The sequence below is a fragment of the Parasphingomonas frigoris genome, assembly GCF_036663815.1.
Lineage (GTDB): Bacteria > Pseudomonadota > Alphaproteobacteria > Sphingomonadales > Sphingomonadaceae > Sphingomonas.
Window position 1 is genome coordinate 82636 of the sequence record NZ_JAXOJQ010000001.1, and the last position, 12882, is coordinate 95517.

11 protein-coding genes are annotated in these 12882 nt (G+C 68.3%); 6 read left to right on the forward strand and 5 right to left on the reverse strand.

Features of this window, described 5'->3' with window-relative positions:
* Window positions 1–52 precede the first annotated feature (52 nt).
* The 5 genes from U1872_RS00385 to U1872_RS00405 are packed head-to-tail and all read left to right on the forward strand — an operon-like array spanning window position 53 to window position 4956.
* Window positions 53–1405 carry a pyruvate dehydrogenase complex dihydrolipoamide acetyltransferase gene (locus U1872_RS00385; protein WP_332790908.1) on the forward strand — a complete coding sequence of 451 codons (1353 nt, stop codon included), beginning with the start codon at window positions 53–55 and terminating at the stop codon, window positions 1403–1405.
* 1 nt (window position 1406) lies between these two features.
* The gene (locus U1872_RS00390) at window positions 1407–1640 is read left to right on the forward strand and encodes a hypothetical protein (RefSeq protein WP_332790909.1); all 234 of its coding nucleotides are present in this window, start codon (window positions 1407–1409) and stop codon (window positions 1638–1640) included.
* Window positions 1641–1656: 16 nt separating this feature from the next.
* Window positions 1657–2061, forward strand: coding sequence for an acyl-CoA thioesterase (locus tag U1872_RS00395; RefSeq protein ID WP_332790910.1), 405 nt, complete (start codon window positions 1657–1659; stop codon window positions 2059–2061).
* Window positions 2054–3448 carry a dihydrolipoyl dehydrogenase gene (gene lpdA / locus U1872_RS00400; protein ID WP_332790911.1) on the forward strand — a complete coding sequence of 465 codons (1395 nt, stop codon included), beginning with the start codon at window positions 2054–2056 and terminating at the stop codon, window positions 3446–3448. Before U1872_RS00395 ends, lpdA begins: the two co-directional genes overlap by 8 nt.
* 59 nt (window positions 3449–3507) lie before the next feature.
* On the forward strand, window positions 3508–4956 hold the full coding sequence (locus tag U1872_RS00405) for a hypothetical protein (protein ID WP_332790912.1): 1449 nt from the start codon (window positions 3508–3510) through the stop codon (window positions 4954–4956).
* A 16-nt stretch (window positions 4957–4972) separates the two neighbouring features.
* Here the strand turns inward: U1872_RS00405 and U1872_RS00410 are convergent, their stop codons facing one another.
* On the reverse strand, window positions 4973–5770 hold the full coding sequence (locus U1872_RS00410) for a hypothetical protein (RefSeq protein ID WP_332790913.1): 798 nt from the start codon (window positions 5768–5770) through the stop codon (window positions 4973–4975).
* A gap of 128 nt (window positions 5771–5898) precedes the next feature.
* On the opposite strand from U1872_RS00410, the gene U1872_RS00415 reads away from it, so the two are divergent.
* Window positions 5899–6231: a phasin family protein gene (locus tag U1872_RS00415; protein ID WP_332790914.1), complete on the forward strand. Its 333-nt coding sequence runs from the start codon at window positions 5899–5901 to the stop codon at window positions 6229–6231.
* Window positions 6232–6286: 55 nt separating this feature from the next.
* Here U1872_RS00415 and U1872_RS00420 read toward each other — a convergent pair whose 3' ends face one another.
* From U1872_RS00420 to U1872_RS00435, 4 genes are all read right to left on the reverse strand, one after another.
* Complete coding sequence (locus tag U1872_RS00420; protein WP_332790915.1) at window positions 6287–6802, reverse strand: GNAT family N-acetyltransferase; 516 nt, start codon at window positions 6800–6802, stop codon at window positions 6287–6289.
* A gap of 123 nt (window positions 6803–6925) precedes the next feature.
* Window positions 6926–8422, reverse strand: a complete 1497-nt coding sequence (locus tag U1872_RS00425) for an efflux transporter outer membrane subunit (protein WP_332790916.1) — start codon at window positions 8420–8422, stop codon at window positions 6926–6928.
* Entirely contained in the window at window positions 8419–11616 is a 3198-nt protein-coding gene (locus U1872_RS00430) for an efflux RND transporter permease subunit (protein ID WP_332790917.1), read from the reverse strand. Before U1872_RS00430 ends, U1872_RS00425 begins: the two co-directional genes overlap by 4 nt.
* Before the next feature lie 10 nt (window positions 11617–11626).
* Window positions 11627–12835 carry an efflux RND transporter periplasmic adaptor subunit gene (locus U1872_RS00435; RefSeq protein WP_332790918.1) on the reverse strand — a complete coding sequence of 403 codons (1209 nt, stop codon included), beginning with the start codon at window positions 12833–12835 and terminating at the stop codon, window positions 11627–11629.
* Window positions 12836–12882: the final 47 nt, after the last annotated feature.

Below are 12882 nucleotides of genomic sequence, written 5' to 3' on the forward strand. Positions count from 1 at the left end.
CATCGGGCGCGAGAGACGACCCCTACGGATTCGGTTAGATGAGGACGCGTTGATGCCGGTCGAAATCAAGATGCCCGCTCTTTCTCCAACGATGGAGGAAGGCACGCTGGCGAAATGGCTGGTCAAGGAAGGCGACACCGTGAAGTCGGGCGACCTGATGGCCGAAATCGAAACCGACAAGGCGACGATGGAATTCGAAGCTGTCGACGAAGGCACGATCGGCAAGATTCTGGTGGCCGAGGGGACCGACAATGTGAAGGTCGGCACGGTGATTGCGACGCTGCTCGCCGAAGGCGAGAGCGCGGGCGACACCACGCCTGCGCCTGCTGCCAAGGAGTCCGAGGCGAAGCCGTCGGCGGAAGACCCGAACAAGACCGGCAGCGAAGCCAAGCCGGTCGAGCGGACGGTCGAGCAGGCCGAGGACCATGGCAACCCGAACGGCGGCGCCGCGCCGAAGGCCGCTCCGGCGCAGCCCGCCGCGCCGCGTCAGGATGGCGAGCGCGTCAAGGCGAGCCCGCTCGCGCGTCGCATCGCCGCCGAGAAGAGCATCGACCTTGCCGCGCTGCAGGGTTCGGGACCGAACGGCCGGATCGTCCGCGCCGATCTCGAAGGCGCCAAGGCCGGCGCGGCAGCCCCGGTGCAGGCCAGCGCCCCCGCCGCCACGCCGTCGGCGGCAGCGCCGGTTGCGGCAGCCAAGCCGGCGGTCATCCCGGACATTCCGCACAGCGCCGAGAAGCTGTCGAACGTCCGCAAGACGATCGCGCGTCGCCTGACCGAATCGAAGCAGACCGTTCCGCATATCTACCTCACGGTCGACATCCGGCTCGACGCGCTGCTCAAGTTGCGCGGCGAGCTCAACAAGGGCCTCGAAGCGCGCGGCGTGAAGCTGTCGGTCAACGACCTGCTGATCAAGGCGCTCGCCGCCAGCCTGATCCAGGTGCCCAAGTGCAACGTGATGTTCACCCCCGACCAGCTGATCAGCTTCAGCCGCGCCGACATTTCGGTCGCGGTGTCGACGCCGTCGGGCCTGATCACGCCGATCATCGTCGGTGCGGACACCAAGGGCGTGTCGATCATCTCGACCGAGATGAAGGATCTCGCGGCGCGCGCACGCGACAACAAGCTCAAGCCCGAGGAATATCAGGGCGGCACCGCCAGCCTGTCGAACATGGGCATGTACGGCATCAAGCAGTTCGAGGCGGTGATCAATCCGCCGCAGGGCATGATCATGGCGATCGGTTCGGGCGAGAAGCGGCCGTACATCATCGACGACGCGCTCGGCGTGGCGACGGTGATGTCGGCGACGGGCAGCTTCGATCACCGTGCGATCGACGGGGCCGACGGCGCCGAGCTGATGCAGGCGTTCAAGACGCTGGTCGAAGCGCCGCTGGCGATGCTGGCCTGACATGATCGGGCGGCGCACCCTGATCGAGCTGCTGCACATCGCCGCGGGCGTGCTCGGCGCGGCGGTGATCGCCTATGGCGCGGCCTGGTCGCTGCCGCACGAAGCGGCGACGATCTGGGGCGTGAGCTTCGGCATGATGGCGGTCGTCGTCCTGATGGGCGTGCGGCCGTTGCGGCTGGCGTGGCGGGCGGACCGGGCACGGCGCGAGACCGCCGGCGGCCATCGGGCATCGTGAGCGGTCGGGCCGTCGCATGAGCGCCGCTGGCCTGCCGCCCGCCGGGATGCCCGCGATCCGCGCCACGGCGATGGCGTGCGACGCCAACCCGTACGGCAAGATCTTCGTCGGCTGGCTGATGGGGCAGATGGCGCTTGCCGCCGGTTCGGTCGCGTCGCGGCATTGCGGCGGGCGGGCCCCGGTGGTCGCGGCCGACGGGTTCAGCTTTACCGCGCCCGTCGAGATTGGCGACGAAGTCTCGTTCCATGCCGAGATCGTCAAGACCGGGCGCAGCTCGATGACGGTCGACGTCGACGTGTGGCGGCGCGAACGCCACGGCGAAGGCACTCAACGCGCCGCTCGCGGCACCTATATTCTTGTTTCGATGGGCGAGGACGACCGGCCGCGCCCGCTAGTGATAGAGGAATCCTCCCTTGGCTGACCAATTCGACCTCATCATCCTCGGTTCGGGCCCCGGCGGTTACGTCGCGGCGATCCGCGCGGCCCAGCTCGGTCTCAAGACCGCGATCGTCGAGCGCGAGCGCTTGGGCGGCATCTGCCTCAACTGGGGCTGCATCCCGACCAAGGCGCTGCTGCGCACCTCGGAAATCTATCACTACATGCAGAATGCCGAGAGCTACGGGCTCAAGGCCGACAACGTCTCGTTCGATTTGAACAAGGTGGTCGAGCGCAGCCGCAAGGTGGCGGGGCAGCTCAATGCCGGCGTCAGGGGGCTGATGAAGAAGAACAAGGTCACGGTGTATGAAGGCTTCGGCACGATCACCGCGAAGGGCAAGCTCTCGGTCAAGCAAGGTGACAAGACGAGCGAGCTCGAAGCCAAGCACATCATCATCGCGACCGGCGCGCGCGCGCGCGACCTGCCGTTCGCCAAGGCCGATGGCGAGCGGATCTGGACCTATCGCCACGCGATGGTGCCGCCCGAAATGCCGACCAAGCTGCTGGTGATCGGCTCGGGCGCGATCGGCGTCGAGTTTGCGAGCTTCTACAACGACATGGGCGCCGACGTGACGATCGTCGAGATGCTCCCGCGCATCCTCCCCGTCGAGGACGAGGAAGTCAGCGCGTTCATGGACAAGGCGCTGACCAAGCAGGGCATCAAGCTGCTCGTCGGCACCGGGCTCGAGGGTATCGAGACGTCTGCCAAGGGCGTCACCGCCAAGATCAAGGGCAAGGACGGCACAGTTACTTCGGAAGAGTATAGCCATGTCATCGTCGCGATCGGCATCGTGCCCAACACCGAGAATATCGGAATCGAGGGCCTCGGCGTGAAGACTGACCGCGGCCATATCGACGTCGACGGCTATGCGCGCACCAATGTCGAGGGGATCTATGCGATCGGCGACGTAACCGGCGCGCCGTGGCTGGCGCACAAGGCGAGCCACGAGGGCGTGGTCTGCGTCGAGGCGATTGCGGGGTTGAAGCCGCATCCGTTCGAGAAGTGGAACATCCCGGGCTGCACCTATTCGCGTCCGCAGGTCGCGTCGGTCGGTTTCACCGAGGCCAAGGCCAAGGAAGCCGGCTACGAGCTCAAGGTCGGCAAATTCCCGTTCATCGGCAACGGCAAGGCGATCGCGCTCGGCGAGGCAGAGGGCTTCGTCAAGACCGTGTTCGACGCCAAGACCGGCGAATTGCTCGGCGCGCACATGGTCGGCGCCGAAGTGACCGAGCTGATCCAGGGCTATGTCGTCGCGCGCCAGCTCGAGACGACCGAGGCCGAGCTGATGGAAACGGTGTTCGCGCATCCGACGCTCAGCGAGATGATGCATGAGAGCGTGCTCGGTGCATACGGTCGGGCGATCCATATCTGACGTCGAGCCGCTCACGCGGCGCTTTACATCCTTGCTGCAGTGCATCATTCCAGCGGCGAATGACGCGCGAGATCGAGCCCAAGGCCCCATCGCTGCAAAGCGCCACCGTCGCGCGAGCGGCGGTGGCGGGGGCGGCACTCGCGCTGTTAGTGGGCTCGCTCGGCCTGTTCTGGCCCGGCGTGGTGATGTTCGACAGCGTCGGGCAGTTCGCCCAGGCGCAATCGGGACAGTATGAGGATTGGCATCCGCCGGTGATGGCGCTGCTGTGGCACGCGCTGCTTGCCCTGTTTGGCGGCGGCGCGGGCTCGATGCTGGCGTTGCAGCTTTCGCTGTATTGGCTGGGGTTCGGCCTGGTCGCGGCCAGCGTGGTGCGCGGCGGGCGGGTTCTGGCCGCGGTCGCGGTGCTGGTGATCGCCGCGCTGCCGCTGTTTGCCGGGTGGCAGGGGGTGGTGCTCAAGGACACGCAGATGCTCGGCGCGACGCTGGCGGCGGTCGGCCTGATCGCCTGGTGGCGCGTGCGTGGTGCACGGTTGCCGATCGGGGCGCTGGCGGCGGTGGTCGTGCTGCTCGGCTATGCGACGCTGGTGCGGGCCAATGCGGTGCTCGCGATCGTGCCGCTGGCGGTGCTGCTGTTCGGCCCGGCGCGCTGGTGGGCGTGCGGCGTGATCGCGCTGGTCGGGATCGTCGTGGCGCTCGCGTTGGCGCAGGTCATCAACCACAGGGTGATCGGCGCGGCGCCGAGCGGGGTCGAGCGGACCGAGGCGCTTTACGACCTGGCGGGGATCGCGGTACGCGATCCCGACGGCGCGGTGGGGCTGACGCCTGCCGAGGCGCGCGTCGTGCTTGCCAAGCACTGCGTCAAGCCGCTGTTCTGGGATCCGCTCGGCACGGAGGATCGCTGCGCGCCCGAACTCGCGCGGCTGCACGGCTTCCCCGCGGGCGACCTCTACCGGATGCTGGCCGAGGCGGTCGTGCGGCATCCGCTGGAGTATGCAGCGCACCGGCTCGGGCACTGGAATTCGAGCGAGCGCTGGCTCGTTGCGGCGAACTGGCCGGCGGCGGCACCGCCTGCCGCGAGCGAGCCCAACGCGCTGCGGCTCGGCAGCCCGGGCAAGGCGGCGGCGGCGTGGCAAGCCGCGGCCCGCTGGATCGCCGCGACGCCGCTCGGCTGGCCGATCGCGTGGCTGACGCTCGCAGTGGCGGGGCTGTGCGTCACGCTGCGCCGCCCGGCGACCGCGCTGTGCGCCTTGGCGCAGGCGCTGCTGGTGTCGGCGATCGCGCTCGAGGCGAGCTTCCTGCTGCTGAGCATCGCGTCCGACCTGCGCTATCATCTCTGGCCGATGATCGCGACCGCGCTGGCGACCGTGCTGCTCTGCGCCGATGCCCGCTGGTCGCGCCGCGCGCTGCTGGCGACGGGCGGTGCGCTCGCGGTGGTGATCGCGGCGGGAACCGTCGCGCGGGTCATGCTGCCCGCCCCGCCGATCTCGTATCAGGCGTTGCTGCTCTAGTCCGCGACGGGATCGATCAGGCCAGGCGCACGGTCGCGACATTGTCGTTGGCGGCCGGACACAGCATCGCGCGCGCCTGGAGAATCGTTGCGACGAGCAGCATCACGCCGCCAAGCGCGGCGGCGGTCGCGCCGCCGATGCTGGCGATCGCGGTGCCCGCACCGATCAGCGCCGCACGCCACCACCGCGCGACGCCGGGTTCATCGAGCGCACGCACCGTCGCGATTCCGGCGGCGAGCAGGAAGGCGTGGCCATCGCGCGCAGGGGCGACGCCGGGCAGGATCAGCGCACAGAGCAAGGCCGCATCGAGCACCGCCCCGCGTGCGAGCGGCCGCGCCGAGAAGCTGGCAAGATAGCAGGCGCCGGCCCCGAGCGTCAGGGTGAGCGCAAGCCCGGTCAGCGGCAGGTCGCCGATCCACGGCATCGCACCAAGGATCGCCCACAGGTTTGGCGCGCCGTGCGACACGGCGATGTCCTGCGGCAACGGCAGCGCCGGCGTGCTATCGGGGCCGCGCGCCAGCAGCATGGCGAGCGCGAGCACGGGCGCGATCGGGAGCAGACGCCAGGGCGCTCGGCCGCCGATGAGGATCGCGCCGATGAAGGGAGCGAGCAGCAGCGCCTGCGCATCGAAGCCGACGGCGAGGCCGTACCAGACGAGCATCGCGACCGGCTGTCGGTCCCGCGCGGCGAGGATCGCGACGAGGCACGCCGCCGGCGCGAACAGCATTCCGTCCCCGATCACGCAGAGCGGGAGCAGCAGCGCCGCGCTTCGGCCGGTGTGGACCGGCGGCGGGGGAGGGACGGACGGCAGCATCGCGTCGGCTGTGGACCCAGCGGTGTTGCAACGGCGTTAAGCGCACCAGGCTCTTGCCCCGCGCGCGCCGCGGGTTCACCATCGAGCGATCGGCGCGAAGACGCCAGAATGAGGAAAGGAACCGCCGCATGACCGACAAGATCAGGGACGCCTTCACCGAAACCGTCGTCGACCCGGCGCGCAAGGTGAGCGAGGCGATGCGCGATGCCGGCGGCAAGATTGCCGAGAGCGGCTCGAACGTCGGCATCAAGATGCTCGACCAGGCCGAGGCCAACGCCCGCGAGGCCTTCGCCGCGATGCGCGCCGCGGCAAGTGCCAAGGATCTATCGGAAGTGATGAAGATCCAGGGCGATTTCCTGCGCGACCAGGGCTCGCGCAGTGTCGGCCAGGTGCGCGAGATCGGCGAGCTGATCCTGCAGTTCGGTCGCGACGCGGTCGGCGCGGTGCGCGGCGAGAAATAGCGGCGGCGGGCCCTTTCGGCTGAGGCCCCTCCGCCGACGCGGCGGGGCCGTCGCCTCAGTCGGCGGGCACGGACCGCGTGAGATCGTGGCTCAGCACCGCGAGGTCATAGGTGCTGCCCGCCCGATCGCGTACCTGGTCGCGCAGCAGCGCCTCGGCGCGGAAGCCGAGGCTTTCGAACAGCATCACCGAACCGATCTGGTCGGGCGTCATCTGCGCGACGAGCTTTTCGAGCTTGCGCTCGAGCGCGATCGAATAGAGCCCTTCGAGCAGGTCGCGGCCCAGGCCCGCCCCGCGCTTGGTGGTCGAGACGAGCAGCCGCACCTCGCCGACATGCGCGCTCCAGCCGAGCGGATCGCGCACGAGCGCGGCGGTCCCGACGAACTTTCCGCCATCCTCGGCGACGAGGCTGTCGATCCAGCCTTCCCCAATAGCCTCGACCCATGCCGCGATCACGCGCGGATGCCGCAGGTCACGGCCGAGGAAGAGCAGGTCATGTTCGGGCAGGCCTTCGGCAAAGGCCTGCATCGCGGCCTGATCCTTTGCCTCGAACCGGCGAATGTGATGCCCCATGTCGATCGATCCCCCAAGCCTGTCGATCGAACGCCAAACGCCGCCAACGCGCAAAAGCTGCCACGCGCGCCGGGACTTGTCACCTCTTCGTTGCTGCAGGCGCGAACGCGCGGCTGAGCGTCGTCAGGGCTGCTGCGGGCGGGGGCCGGCCGGGCCGACGTCGAGCGTCGCGTCGCCCCCCAGCGTGCGGTAGAGCGTGACGAGGTTGGTCGCGGCGGTCAGCTGGGTCGAGATCAGGCTGCGACGCGACGAATAGAGCGAGCGTTGCGCATCGAGGCTCTGCAGGAAGGTGTCGATCCCGCCGCGGTAGCGCGCGTCCGACAGCGTGTAATTGTCGCTCGAAGCGGCGGTCAGCGCGCGTTGCGCATTGAGCTGCGCGGTGATCGTGCCGCGCCGCGCGAGTGCGTCGGCGACTTCGCTGAACGCCGTCTGGATCGTCTTTTCATAGGTCGCCAGTGCCGAATCGAACTGCGCGCGCGATTGCACGACTCCGGCGCGACCGGCACCGGCACGGAAGATCGGGTAGCTGGCGCTCGGCGCGACCGAATAGTTGAACGCGCCGCCGGTGAACAGATTGCCGAGCGAGCTGCTGGCGAGGCCCGCCAGCGCGGTCAGCGAGATCGTCGGGAACAAAGCGGCGCGCGCGGCGCCGATTTCGGCATTGGCCGCGCGCAGCTCATATTCGGCCTGCACGACGTCGGGGCGGCGCAGCAGGATGCCGGAGTCGAGCCCGGCGGGGAGTTCGGCGATGGTCGGCGCGGCCTCCTCGATCGTTGCGGGGAGCAGGCTCGGATCGACCGGCGCGCCGACCAGCAATTGCAGTGCGTTGACGTCCTGCGCGACCGCGGTGGTCTGCGCCGCGAGATCGGACAGCGCGGTCTGCTGGATGATCTGCGCCTGCGCGAGATCGGTGCGCGGCGCGACGCCGCCGTCGAGCCGCGCCTTGGTCAGCGTGACGCTGCGCTGTGCGCTTGCCGCGGTATCCCGCGCGATCTTGAGCAGGCTCTGGTCCGAGGCATAGGTAAGCCATGCCGTCGCGATGTCGCCGACCAGCGTGAGGCGCGTGGCCCGCGCGGTGGCTTCGGTGCCGAAATAGCGGTTCTGCGCGGCGGTGGTCAGGGAGCGGACCCGGCCGAACAGGTCGATCTCGAAGGCGGTGATGCCGAGACTTGCGGAGAAGTTGTTGGTGGCGCCGCCACCTGTCGTGCCGACCGTGGTTCCGGTTCCGGTTCCTGTTCCGGGGTTGGTGCCGGTGCCGGTGCCGAAATTCGTCCCGCGGCTCCCCGAGTCGCGATGGGTGAAGCTCGTCGAAGCGTTGACCTCAGGCAGCAGCTCGGCGCGCTGGATGCGGTATTGCGCGCGGGCGATCGCGATGTTGGCCGCGGCGACGCGCAGGTCGCGATTGTTGTCCAGCGCCTGCTCGATGATCTTCTGCAGCCGCGCATCGCGGAGGATGTCGCGATAGTTGACGCTCGCCAATGTCGACTCGCTGCGCGCGAGATAGGCGTCGCCGACCGGCCAGCTCGGCGGCACCGGCAGCTCGGGCCGGACATATTTGGGCGCGAGCGAGCAGGCCGACAGCGCGGCGAGCGAGACGAGCGTGACGGTCTTGCGGATCATGCGGTCGGCTCCGGATGGCCGGAGGGTTGGGCGGGCGGCTGCTCGTCGTGCGGCTTGTCGTGATGGAATTTCTTCAACACGTCGCGCGTGCCGCGGCGGACGAGCACGAAGAACAGCGGGATGTAGAAGATCGCGAGGATCGTCGCGGTCAGCATCCCGCCGATCACCGCGGTGCCGATCGCGACGCGACTGTTCGCCCCGGCGCCGGTCGAGATCGCCAGCGGCAGCACGCCGAAGATGAAGGCGAACGAGGTCATCAGGATCGGGCGCAGTCGGATCCGCGCAGCCTCGAGCGCGGCGTCGATCACGCGCTTGCCTTGTTTCTCGGCTTGCTCGGCGAACTCGATCATCAGGATCGCGTTCTTGGCGGCGAGGCCCATCGTGGTGAGCAGGCCGATCTGCAGGTAAACGTCGTTCTGCAGGCCGCGCAGCGTCACCGCGAAGATCGCGCCGACCAGGCCGAGCGGGATGACCAACAGCACCGCTATCGGGATCGTCCAGCTCTCGTACAGCGCGGCGAGGCATAGGAAGACGACGAGCAGCGAGATGGCATAGAGGAACGGCGCCTGGCCCGAGGACAGCCGCTCCTGATAGGACAGACCGCTCCACGCCACGCTCGTGCCGGGATATTTCGCGGCGAGCTCGGCCATCTTGTCCATCGCCGTGCCCGAGCTCTGGCCGGGGGCGGCCTGACCCGAGAATTCGTACGACGACACACCCGAGAAGCGCGCCAGCGTCGGTGCGGCCTTGCTCCAGTTCGTCGTCGCGAAGGCCGAGAAGGGGGTCATCGCGCCGGTAGATCCGCGCACGTACCACAAGGCGAGATTATCGGGCGACGCGCGATAGGGCGCATCGCCTTGGACATACACGCGCTTCACGCGGCCACGATCGTTGAAATCGTTGACGTAGGAGCCGCCCCACGCGGTCGAGAGCGTTGAATTGACGTTGGCCTGGGTGAGGCCGAGCGTGCTCAGCTTCTGCGCATCGAGGCTGACCTGGAGCGTCGGCTGGTCGTCGAGATCGGTCGGGCGCACCGCGGCGAGCGTCTTGTCGGCGCGGGCTTCGGCGAGCAGCGAATCGCGTGCCGCCTTGAACTTCTCGCGGCTGAGCCCGCCCGAATTGAGCAGCTCCATCGTGAAGCCGTTCGACTGGCCGAGGCCGCGCACCGCCGACGGGACGGTCGCGTAGAATTCGACGTCGCGCAGGCCGCTCAAGGCCTTGGTCGCGCGCTGGGTGATCGCGTCGGCGCCGTTCTCGACGCCCTTGCGATCGGCCCAGTCCTTGAAGGCGACGAAGCCGCGTCCGGCATTCTGCCCGCCGCCGCCGTTGCCGCCGCCCGCGACGGTCAGATAGCCGGCGACGTTCTTCGACTCGGGGCCGGCGAAATATTTCTCGATCTGGAGCTGTGCCTGGCGCGTCTGGTTGAGCGTCGCACCGGGCGCGAGATTGTACTGGATCTGCGCGATGCCCTGGTCCTCGGTCGGCAGGAAGCCGGTCGGGAGCCGCACGAACATGAGCGCGAGGAGCGCGACGACGCCGGCGTAGATCAGCAGGAAGAGCCACTTGCGGTCGACCACCTTGGCCACCGCATTGCCGTAGCGATCGACCATCCGCTCGAAGCCGTTGTTGAACCAGTCCTTGGCGGGCTGGGTCTTGCGGGCGACCCAACCGCCCTGCTTCATGTCCTGCTTGCGCTTCAACAGCGTCGCGGTGAGGGCAGGGGTGAGAACGAGGGCGACGACCACCGAGAGCACCATCGCCGAGACGATCGTGATCGAGAACTGGCGGTAGATCACGCCGGTCGAGCCGCCGAAGAACGCCATCGGGAGGAACACCGCCGACAGGACGAGCGCGATCGCGATCAGCGCGACGGTGATCTCGTCCATCGACTGGATCGTCGCGTCGCGCGGGCTCATGTCGGGATTTTCCTCCATGAGACGCTCGACATTCTCGACCACGACGATCGCATCGTCGACCAGCAGGCCGATCGCGAGCACGAGCCCGAACAGCGTCAGCGTGTTGATCGAGAAGCCGGCGAGCGAGAAGATGCCGAAGGTGCCGAGCAGCACGACCGGCACCGCGATCGTCGGGATCAGCGTGGCGCGCCAGTTCTGCAGGAAGACGAACATGACGATGACGACGAGGATGATCGCCTCGATCAGCGTCTTTTCGACCTCCTCGACCGACAGCTTGATGAACGAGGTCGAATCCTGTGGGAAGCTGTAGGCATAGCCGGTCGGGAAGTTCTTCGATGCGCTTTCGATCTCGGCCTTGACCAGTTCGGCGGTGCTGAGCGCGTCGGCGCCGGGGGCGAGGCTGACCGCGATGCCCGCGCCGGGATGGCCGTTGACGCGGCTGGTGACATTGTAGCTTTCGGCGCCGAGCTCAATCCGCGCGACGTCCGACAGGTGGACCGCCGACCCGTCGGGCTGCGTCTTGAGAACGATGGCGCGGAACTGTTCGGGGGTCGACAGGCGCGACTGCGCGGTGACGGTGGCGTCGAGCACCTGGTCGGGGTTGTTGGGTACGCCGCCGATCTCGCCTGCGGCGACCTCGGCATTCTGTGCGGTGATCGCGGTGGTGACGTCGCTCGGGATCAGGCTGTAGCTGGCGAGCTTGTTGGGATCGAGCCAGATGCGCATGGCATATTGCGCGCCGAACACGTTGATGTCGCCGACGCCCTTGATGCGGCCGATCGTGTCCTGCAGGTTCGAGACGAGATAGTCCGACACGTCCTGGTTGGTGGTGCGATCCGTCGTGTCGTAGATCGCGGCGATCAGCAGGAAGTCGGGGTTCGACTTGGTGACGGTCAGGCCCTGCTGCTGCACCTGCTGCGGCAGGCGGGACAGGGCCTGCTGGACCTTGTTCTGGACCTGGACCTGCGCGATGTCGGGGTCGGTGCCCTTGGCGAAGGTCGCCGAGATCGTCACCGATCCCTTCGACGAGGAACTGGTGCTGAAATAGAGCAGGCCGTCGATGCCGGTCAGCTGCTGCTCGATCACCTGCGCGACCGAATTTTCGAGCGTCTCGGCCGATGCGCCGGGATAGTTGGCGCGGATGTTGACGTTGGGCGGCGCGATATCGGGGAACTGCTCGACCGGCAGCGTGTAGATCGCGCCGACCCCCGCCAGCATGATGATGATGGCGATGACCCAGGCGAAGATCGGCCGGTCGATGAAGATACGCGAGATCACGGGGGCGGACTCAGTTCTTCTTTGAGGTCGTGTCGCCGGACTTGGGCGACTTGATCGTCTGCGGCGTGTCGGCGGAGACGGGCTTGATCGTCTGGTTGACCTTCACCTTGCCAACGCCCTGCGTGATGATCTTGTCGCCGGGGTTGAGGCCGGCGGTGACGATCCAGCTGGTGCCCTGCGTGGTGGTCGCGGTGACCGACTTCTGCGTCGCCTTGTAGCCCCCCTTGCCATCGGGGGCGACGACATAGACCGTCGCATTGCCCTTGGCGTCGCGCGACACCGCCTGCTGCGGCACGAGGAAGGCGTTGGGGTTGATCGACTGGGCGAAGCGCGCGCGGACGAACATGCCCGGCAGCAACAGCCCCTGCGGATTGGGGAAGCGCGCGCGCAGCGTGACTGTGCCGGTCGCGGTGTCGACGACGACCTCGGAGAAGGCGACATCGCCGACCAGGCCATAGTCGGTACCGTCCTCGAGCTTCAGCCGGACGTCGGCGCGCGTCGCCACCGCGCCGCCCGAGGCGAGCGCACGGCGCAGGCGCAGCAGGTCGGCGCTCGCTTCCTGGATGTCGACATAGATCGGATCGAGTCGCTGGATCGTTGCCAGCGGATCGGTCTGGCTCGCGGTCACCAGCGCGCCTTCGGTGAACAGCGTCCGCCCGATCCGCCCGGTGATCGGCGCGGGGACGGTGGTGAAGCGCAGGTTGATCTGCGCGGTATCGAGCGCGGCCTTGCTCTGGCGGACGGCGGCAGCGGCCTGGCGTGCGGCGGCGGCGGCGTCGGTATAATCCTGCTTGGCGACGGCCTGCATCTCGGCGAGCGGCTTGTAGCGCTCGGCCTTGACGCGGGTCGCTTCGGCATTGGCGGCGGCGCTGGCGACGTTGGCGCTCGCCTCGTTGGCGGACGCGCGATAGAGGCGCGGGTCGATCTGGTAGAGCGGCTGGCCCTTTTGGACGAGCGAGCCTTCGGTGAAGAAGCGGCGGCGGATCAGTCCAGACACCTGCGGGCGGACTTCCGAGCTCTGATAGGCGGCGGTGCGGCCGGCGAGTTCGGTGACGATCGGCACGCTGCTCGGCTGGATGACGATGTAGCCGACTTCGGGCGGGCCCTTGTCGGCGCCGCGCCCGCTCTTCGTCTTGGTGCTCGCGCCGCACCCACCGAGCACTAGCGCCGCGCTGCCGAGAAGGCCGACTGCGCGCAGGGGAAGAAACCGAACCACCATGTACGTCCACCGCTTCGAGGGAGGTTGGCGCACGGTGGATACCTTGC

Coding starts and splice junctions, on each gene's coding strand:
- U1872_RS00385 (WP_332790908.1), top strand. CDS start 53: ATGCCGGTCGAAATCAAGATGCCCGCTCTTTCTCCAACGATGGAGGAA.
- U1872_RS00435 (WP_332790918.1), bottom strand. CDS start 12,835: ATGGTGGTTCGGTTTCTTCCCCTGCGCGCAGTCGGCCTTCTCGGCAGC.
- U1872_RS00410 (WP_332790913.1), bottom strand. CDS start 5,770: ATGCTGCCGTCCGTCCCTCCCCCGCCGCCGGTCCACACCGGCCGAAGC.
- U1872_RS00425 (WP_332790916.1), bottom strand. CDS start 8,422: ATGATCCGCAAGACCGTCACGCTCGTCTCGCTCGCCGCGCTGTCGGCC.
- U1872_RS00405 (WP_332790912.1), top strand. CDS start 3,508: ATGACGCGCGAGATCGAGCCCAAGGCCCCATCGCTGCAAAGCGCCACC.
- U1872_RS00390 (WP_332790909.1), top strand. CDS start 1,407: ATGATCGGGCGGCGCACCCTGATCGAGCTGCTGCACATCGCCGCGGGC.
- U1872_RS00420 (WP_332790915.1), bottom strand. CDS start 6,802: ATGGGGCATCACATTCGCCGGTTCGAGGCAAAGGATCAGGCCGCGATG.
- U1872_RS00395 (WP_332790910.1), top strand. CDS start 1,657: ATGAGCGCCGCTGGCCTGCCGCCCGCCGGGATGCCCGCGATCCGCGCC.
- U1872_RS00415 (WP_332790914.1), top strand. CDS start 5,899: ATGACCGACAAGATCAGGGACGCCTTCACCGAAACCGTCGTCGACCCG.